The following is an 8085-nucleotide window of genomic DNA, read 5'->3' as shown; positions in this document are numbered from 1 at the left end:
CGATGTTGCCCCGACAGCTCCACGTCGAGATGGAAGGCAAGACCTTATTTCGCCGGCACAACCTTCCGTCGGTGTCGGCTTATTCCCTTCGTGTAGTGGCCGTCGGCGACACGATCTACCGACAAAAAGAAAGCGATGCAGAGTTCAACGCTGATCTCGATGCGCTTTTCCAGCAGTCCATCGGCGTGGCCCCTCGACTCTTCGGGGTGAAGGAACTTTCGGTGGTCGGGATCGATCGCAAAGGAAAGCCACGAGATCTGGGCAACTACTCCTGTCCCTTGTTGCAGGGCAAGAGAAGGAACGCGAACTTCCGCACAACGGAGGGCTTCCGTCACGAATACTTCGAAGCAGAACGCATCGATACGTTCAGCGTAAAAAGCAATTGGCTCTTAAAAACAAAGGCCGAGCCTTCTTTGTACGCGCCCTCGTTCCGCCTGTTGGTGTGGGAGCAGCCGGCCGAAGGTTGCACTAAGCTCCGCTTCACGCTGACACTCGTGGACGGCCGCAGCTTGGTTGCCGAAGTACCGCTGTACTAATCTCGTCTCGGCATGCCGCGACATGCCAACACGCATAGCCGGAAAGCAATAAAGCACCGGCACAGTAAAGGTCCGACGTTCGCTGCTGCGAGCGTCGGACTTTTTTGTTGGGGTTCGGTGCGAAAGGTGGGCTCTGGCAGGGGAGAAAGAATTTGCAAAGTCGCGTGCGACTGAAATAAATGTGACGCGCACAATACCCAACAGTGGGTATTTTACGATTCGAAACGGTGAGCACGGGAGGGTTGGGCGCGTTGGCAGATGTTTTTTTTACCCTTTTATGGGTATTGTGGAAGTCGTGAAAATAAAGGAACTTTGCAATGAGAAAATAACACTCGGGCTACCACCGCAACAGAGAAAGGCGGAAAGGGGCCACAACGTAATATATAAAAATAGAATATGAGAAAAGTATTTTTCCTCTTTCTGCTCCTGCTGCTCGCCTTCTTTACGGCTTCGAGCACGGTGTTGGCCGCTCCCGACGACCGACCGGCGCACATCGTGGGGCATGTGCGCAACTCCGCCACGGGCGAGTTCCTACCCCACGTCTTGGTGACGGTGAAAGGCCACCACATTTCGGTGTCGACCGACGTGACGGGACACTACATGCTCAAGAATCTCCCGCTCGGAGAACTCGAGGTCGAAGTGGACGTGCCCGGTTTCGTACCGCAGGCGCACAAAGTGACCGCCATCCCCGATGCCACGCTGGTGTCGGACTTCGAACTCGTGCCGCAAGGGGTGACACTCGGCGATGTCGTGGTGTCGGCCACGCGCAACGTGACGAAACGGCGACTGGCCCCGACGCTGGTGAATGTGCTCGATGCCAAAATCTTTGACAACACGCAAAGTTCGTTCCTCTCGCAGGCGCTGAAGTTCCAACCCGGCGTGCGCGTGGAAGACAATTGCCAGAACTGCGGTTTCTCGCAAGTGCGCATCAACGGGCTCGACGGCCCCTACTCGCAGGTGCTTATCGACTCGCGCCCCGTGTTCAGCAGTTTGGCGGGTATCTACGGTTTGGAACAGATTCCGACCAACATGATCGAGCGCGTTGAGGTGATGCGCGGCGGCGGTTCGGCGCTCTTCGGTTCGTCGGCCATTGCCGGGGTGATCAATGTGATCACGAAAGATCCCACGGCTTCCTCGGCGGCGGTGTCGCATGAGATTCGCGGACTCGGCGGGCTGAACACGTTTGAGAACAACACCAACCTCAATGCCACCTATGTGACGGACGACAACCAGTTCGGCCTCACCTTCTTCGGGCAGCTGCACCACCGCTCGCCCTATGACCGCAACGGCGACGGCTATTCGGAAATGCCGAAGCTCGACGGGAACAACGTGGGCTTGCGCGGCTTTGCTCGCCTGAGCGAACTTTCGCGGTTGACAGCAGAGCTGCACAACACGCGCGAGTTCCGCCGCGGCGGCGATCTCTTCGACAATGAGCCCCACAATGCCCACATAGCCGAACAACTGCGTCACAACAACTTGACGGGAAGTTTGAGCTACAGCTTCATCTCCGACGACACCCGCCATCGCGTCAATGCCTTCGCTTCGTTCATGAAGGTGCAGCGCGAGAGTTACTACGGCGGCGGTGAAATGCTCGTGTCGGACTTCCTCGAAAAGGCCAAAACGTCTCCTCTCACTACAGAAGAGAGCAAAGAGATGAACAAGCGACTGGTGAGCTACGGCCGCACGAAGGGCTACACCGGCGTGCTCGGTGCGCAATATGCCTATGACTTTGCCCGCCTGCTCTTCATGCCCTCACAATTCACCGTGGGCGTGGAATACAACCACGACGATTTGGAGGACAAGAGCGGATTTCGCAAAAACTACCTCAAACAGAACGTGCACACCACTTCTGCTTATCTGCAAAACGAGTGGAAGACGGAACGATGGAGCTTCCTTGTGGGCGGCCGTTTGGACAAGCATTCGCTGCTCGACCACGCCATTTTGAGTCCGCGTGCCAATGTGCGTTTCAACCCGACCCCCGATTGGGTGCTGCGCGCCAACTACAGCGCCGGATTCCGAGCTCCGCAAATCTTCGACGAGGACTTGCACGTGGCCAATGCCGGCGGTGATCTGATCTTGATCGAGAATGCAAAGAACCTCCACGAGGAGCGTTCGAACAGCTTCAGCCTTTCGGCCGACTGGTACACCCGCTTGGGCGGCGGCTGGCAGTTGAACCTCACGGCCGAGGCGTTCTACACCGAACTGCACGATGCCTTCAACCTCACGCAGGCGGAACGCGACGGTGTGATCGTGAAAACCCGCACCAACTCTTCGGGTGCGAAGGTGGTGGGCGCTAGCCTCGAAGGCCGCCTCTCGCTGCCGAAGTATTGGGCGCTGCAGGCCGGCGTGACGTACCACCGCAGTCAGTGGAACGAAGCGCAGCAGTGGGACGAAAACGACGCCTACACCACGCGCCGCATCTATCGCACGCCCGATGTGTACGGTTATTTCGTTTCGACCTTCACGCCGATGAAGCACCTCGACATCTCGCTCACGGGCAATCTCACCGGCTCGATGTTGGCCGGCCACCTGATTCCGACCGACTACGCCAAGGATGCCAACGGCGAGGACGACCTGACGAAGCCCACGGGCTTGACCGAATATGAAGGTCGCCCCTCGGCCACGGTGCGCCACGACCGCGTGATGAGCGGCGAGGGACAGGACAATGTGACGGTGCTCGGTCCGCGCACGTTCAAGACGCCCGTCTTCTTCGAATGCGGACTCAAGGTGCAATACACCTTACCAATTCGCAGCTACTACAAAGCGCAAGTCTACGCCGGGGTGCAAAACCTCTTCGATGCCTATCAAGATGACTTCGACCGCGGCCATCCCCGCGATTCGGCTTACATCTACGGCCCGATGGCTCCCCGCAGTTACTTTGCCGGGATGCGTTTGTCGTTTTGATTGCCCGGCCGATGGTTGTATCACAGGGTTATATTGTTGACCGACGACAACGCGCGTTGCCTTTGCCGAAAAGGTGACTCATGAAGAAGGCGCATGCTTCCGTGAGGGAAGGGTGCGCCTTTGTCGTGCGGGGGCATTTTTGCGTGCTCGGCCTTGCGTGCTCGCCCGAAAGTGCATAACTTCGCGCAAAGACCCGCACGGGCGGGTTGCGACAACAAGACGAAAACGATGAAAAAAATACTCTTTCTCCATGGTTTTGCCTCGAGCGGGCACAACGGCACGGCGATCATGCTGCGCGACCAACTCTATGCCGACGACGTGACGGTGGTGGCACCTGACATCCCCGTCATGCCGGCTGAGGCGATGCCGTTTCTCCGACAACTGGTGGCCGACGAAAAGCCCGATCTCATTGTCACCGCGTCGATGGGCGGACTCTACGGTGAAATGTTGCGAGGCATTCCCCGCGTGCTCATCAATCCTGCTTTCTCCATGGCGAAGCGGCTGACGTTTGACGGCATGGGACATCGCGAATTTTACAACAAACGCGAGGACGGAGCCAAAGACTTCAAGGTGGATCGCACGATGATCGACCAATTTCGCGAGTTGGAAAAACAACTCTTCAAGGGCATCGACGCCGCCGAGAAGGCGCGCGTGTGGGGCTTGTTCGGCGAGCACGATAAGCGGGTGAATCACCAGAAGGATTTCGCCAAACACTATGGTAAGGAGCATTTGGTGGTGTTCGACGGGGAGCACTCGTTGAACGGCGCGGTGGTTTCGGCCGTGGTGCTCCCGCTGGTGCGCCGACTGTTGGAGCTGCCCGCGCATTAAAAGGGAGGGGAGTGACGAAAGTTCCCCATTTTTTCGGATTTCACGGGAGCTTTTCCGCCTTTTCCCCCGATGTGCAGCGCGTCATCGCGCAGGATCTCGAACCGACCTGCCGCCGGAGAAGAAGAACGCCCGACCTTCGCAAAGAAAGGTCGGGCGTTCTTTTGTTATTCTGCCTGCATTTGCATACGAGGAGTATGCGAAATTGGTAATTTCGCAATTATATAGTGTCGAAAACGAGACAAAGGAAAAGATTATGCCGTAGAAAAACAAGTAAAACATTGGCGGATTGTCACGAAGTCTGTATTTTTGCAGTGGGCGTTGCGTTTCGAATTGAATATTCTGTGTATTCTTTGGGAATATGCCATCGCTCCGCTGTTTATCTTGCGGTTTTCTTAAATAAAAACACCCTAAACCATCGATACATGAGGAAATCAGCTCACCCGAAAGTGCTAGTCGGGAGTCTTCTGATGAGTGCGGCGCTGAGTTTTGCGCTCCCCGCAGCGGCTCAACAGCCCACGACTCCCCAAGCCAACCAGCTCACGGGCATGGTCTTCAACAAACAAGGCGATCCGCTCGTGGGCGCCTATGTGCGAGTGAAGCAAGGCAAAAAGACCTGGACCGTTCAAACGGACGAGACCGGTAAGTATGTGATCAATCTCCCCGCAGGGCTGAGCACTGCAGGGCTGAGCGTGGCCGTGTCCTACATTGGTATGCAACGCCAGGTGAAGGGAACGAAAGCCGGCGTGATGCACTACGATTTCATGCTCGAGGACAATTCCAAAAGCTTGGGCGAAGCGGTGGTCACGGGCTACGGTACGATCAGCACACGCGAGAAAACCAGCTCGATCACCTCACTAAAAATGGACGAGATCCTCATGCCCGGCATGACAAGTCTCGAACAGGCACTCGAAGGGCGCGTGCCCGACATGGTGTTCATGCAGAACTCCGGTGAAGTCGGTGCGACGGCGCGCATGCGCATTCGCGGTACGTCGACCCTCATCGGCAATCGCGAACCGCTGTGGGTGCTCGACGGAATTCCCTTGTCGGATCCTGTCGATGTGACCAACGAACAGCTCAACGACCCCGACTACATTAACTACATCGGTAACGCCATCTCGGGACTCAACCCACAAGACATCGAGCGTGTCGACGTGCTTAAGGATGCCGCCGCCACTGCGCTCTACGGAACCCGCGCTGCCAACGGTGTGATTGTCGTGACAACAAAGAAAGGTGAGCCGGGACCGCCCCGCATCACCTACAATGCGCAGTTCAAATACACCGCCCGTCCACGATATACCGACAGCAATATCAATCTGATGAACTCGCAGGAGCGCGTGCGCTTCGGGCAAGACCTGGTGAACCTCCACTATGCCTTCCCCAACCACATGACCATGGTGGGATATGAGGGAGCTTATCACCGCTACGTCACGGGACAGATCGATTATGACACCTTCGTGGCTGAGGCGCGTCAGGCCGAGACGGCCAACACGGATTGGTTCGGACTGTTGACCCACGATACGTTCAACCACAACCACACCATTTCGCTTTCGGGCGGAAGTGAGACTGCGCGCTACTATGCTTCGCTCGGCTACAACAAAGAAGAAGGTGTGCAGCTCCGTCATCGCAACGACCGCTACACGGCTTCGCTCAACATGCAGACGCGCATTGCCAAAGTGATCCAGGCCAATGTGCGACTCAACGCCAATGTGCAGAAGAAAGAGCAGCTCCCCGGCGAAATTGATCCGCTGGGCTACGCTTACGGCACCACCCGTGCGCTGCCCGCCTTCAACAACGACGGATCGTACTACTACTATCAGCGCCACGCCTACAACGTGGGCACCGACAAGGACGGACAATATAAATATCGCTACAATATTCTCAACGAGATCGACAACACGGAGAAAAACTACTCCTCGAACGGCATCATGGCTGCGCTCGATCTCACCTATCGCTTCCGTCAACTCCTCGATTTCACCCTCACCACTTCCTATCAGCGCAACACGAGCGACAACGACACGTGGTTTGGTGAGAAATCGAACTACGTAGCGCAGCTCCGCAACAGTGAATACGGTGTGGATCCCATCCCCGGACAGTACGGAAAGAGCGATTTGCCCTACGGTGGGGTGTATAATTCGGGACGCAACGTGAGCGAAAACTTCACCTTGCGCGCACAGGCCAACTTGCGTCACGCACTCGGAGCGGACAAGAAGCACCTGGTGAGCGCCTCGCTGGGTTACGAAATGAACACGTCGAACACCGACGGCTTCAGCACCAACACGCGCGGTTTCTACAAGGATCGCGGACTGAAATATGTGAACATGACGGCCGAGGAGGTGCAGAAGTTCCCCTACTACGCGAAGTGGTTGGCGAGCAACACCCCTTCGATCAAGGCCGACAAAACGCATCGTCTCAGCGGTTATGCCATCCTTTCCTATTCTTACGGCAGTCTCTTGTCGCTCAGCGCCAACACGCGTTTTGACGCGTCGAACAAGTTCGGTTCGCGCAGCAACGAGAAGTTTTTGCCCGTGTGGTCGGCATCGGGAATGCTCAACCTCAAAGAGTTGGCACTCCGCCGCTATGACGTGGTGAGCGACCTGCGTTTCCGCACCTCCTACGGTAAGACGGGCAACATGGTCGACAACCAGACGCCCAACCTGCTTCTCCGACAGGAAAGTGTCGATACGTACTACGGCGAGAACGTGGCACGCGTCTTTGCACTCCCCAACCCCAATTTGCGTTGGGAGCAAACTGACCAATTCAATGCCGGTTTTGACCTCGCGCTCTTCGACTATCGCGTGTCGCTCGGCGTCGAAGCTTACTACAAACACACGCACGACGCCTTCAACAATACCCCGGTTTCGTCGGTCAACGGCGTGGACAACTACGTGATGAACGGCAGCGACCTTTACAACAAGGGCTTCAGCATCAACCTCACGGCCTATCCCATCAAAACGCGCGATTGGTCGTGGATGATTTCGTCGAACTACTCGGTGGTGCACAACCGCATTGAAACGAAATCCATCAATGACTACACGCTCAACGACTATCTCAACGGTACGGCGGTGATCGACGGACAGAGCATCGGCACCTTCTACAGCTATCGCTTCCTCGGACTCGATCCGACCAACGGACTGCCGCTCTTCGACGACTACAAGGATCGCCAGCATCTGCTCGAGGGCAAAACGCTCGACCGCATCATGCAGCTCCTCATGGCACGCAGCGGAAGCCGCGAACCCAACCTCAGCGGATCGTTCTATACCACCGTGCGCTACAAACAACTCTCGTTGGCCGCCAGCTTCAACTATGCACTTGGCAACAAGATCCGTAAATTTGCGCTCTATAAGGATATTCTCGACGGCGTTTCGTCGGAAAACAATGTGCGAAAGGAATTTGTGGACCGTTGGCGTCGACCCGGCGATGAGCGCCACACGGACTATCCCTCGCTCATCAGCCCCAGCGATCCGGAGTATCAGCGCAATCGCTACCACTGGAGCAACTCGTCGAACAGCGAACTCAAAGGCTTCAAATCTTTCGCCGATAACTATTGGTCGATGTACGACAACGCCGACGTGCGCGTGGTGTCGGGAAGCTATCTCCGCCTGTCGAACGTCACGTTCCGCTACCAGTTCTCGCAGCGACAACTGAAGAAAATGCCTTTCTCCAACCTCGCGCTCGATTTCTCGGTGACGAATCTCTTCACTGTCAAATCGTCGGAACTCAAAGGGCAGGATCCCACCCAAAATGGCTTCTCGATCCAAACCGCCCTCTCGCTCCGCCCGTCCTACACCCTCGGGTTGCGCATCACTTTCTAATCGCC

The 8085-nt window shown here is 56.5% G+C and carries 4 protein-coding genes; all 4 read left to right on the top strand.

Features of this window, described 5'->3' with window-relative positions; translation table 11 throughout:
* On the top strand, positions 1–536 hold a 536-nt coding region (locus ABLA33_RS07040; RefSeq protein WP_347719762.1), incomplete at its 5' end, for a hypothetical protein.
* A gap of 396 nt (positions 537–932) precedes the next feature.
* Positions 933–3440 carry a TonB-dependent receptor gene (locus tag ABLA33_RS07035; protein ID WP_347719761.1) on the top strand — a complete coding sequence of 836 codons (2508 nt, stop codon included), beginning with the start codon at positions 933–935 and terminating at the stop codon, positions 3438–3440.
* A gap of 228 nt (positions 3441–3668) precedes the next feature.
* Positions 3669–4268, top strand: coding sequence for a YqiA/YcfP family alpha/beta fold hydrolase (locus tag ABLA33_RS07030; RefSeq protein WP_347719760.1), 600 nt, complete (start codon positions 3669–3671; stop codon positions 4266–4268).
* 422 nt (positions 4269–4690) lie between these two features.
* Positions 4691–8080 carry a SusC/RagA family TonB-linked outer membrane protein gene (locus ABLA33_RS07025; protein WP_347719759.1) on the top strand — a complete coding sequence of 1130 codons (3390 nt, stop codon included), beginning with the start codon at positions 4691–4693 and terminating at the stop codon, positions 8078–8080.
* Positions 8081–8085: the final 5 nt, after the last annotated feature.

The sequence above is a fragment of the uncultured Alloprevotella sp. genome (assembly GCF_963536905.1).
Taxonomy (GTDB): Bacteria; Bacteroidota; Bacteroidia; order Bacteroidales; family Bacteroidaceae; genus Alloprevotella.
This window is presented reverse-complemented; position numbering and strand designations above follow the sequence as displayed.

What these genes read in the sequence shown, in the direction of transcription:
- ABLA33_RS07035 (WP_347719761.1), top strand. Translation starts at nt 933, where the DNA reads ATGAGAAAAGTATTTTTCCTCTTTCTGCTCCTGCTGCTCGCCTTCTTT.
- ABLA33_RS07030 (WP_347719760.1), top strand. Translation starts at nt 3,669, where the DNA reads ATGAAAAAAATACTCTTTCTCCATGGTTTTGCCTCGAGCGGGCACAAC.
- ABLA33_RS07025 (WP_347719759.1), top strand. Translation starts at nt 4,691, where the DNA reads ATGAGGAAATCAGCTCACCCGAAAGTGCTAGTCGGGAGTCTTCTGATG.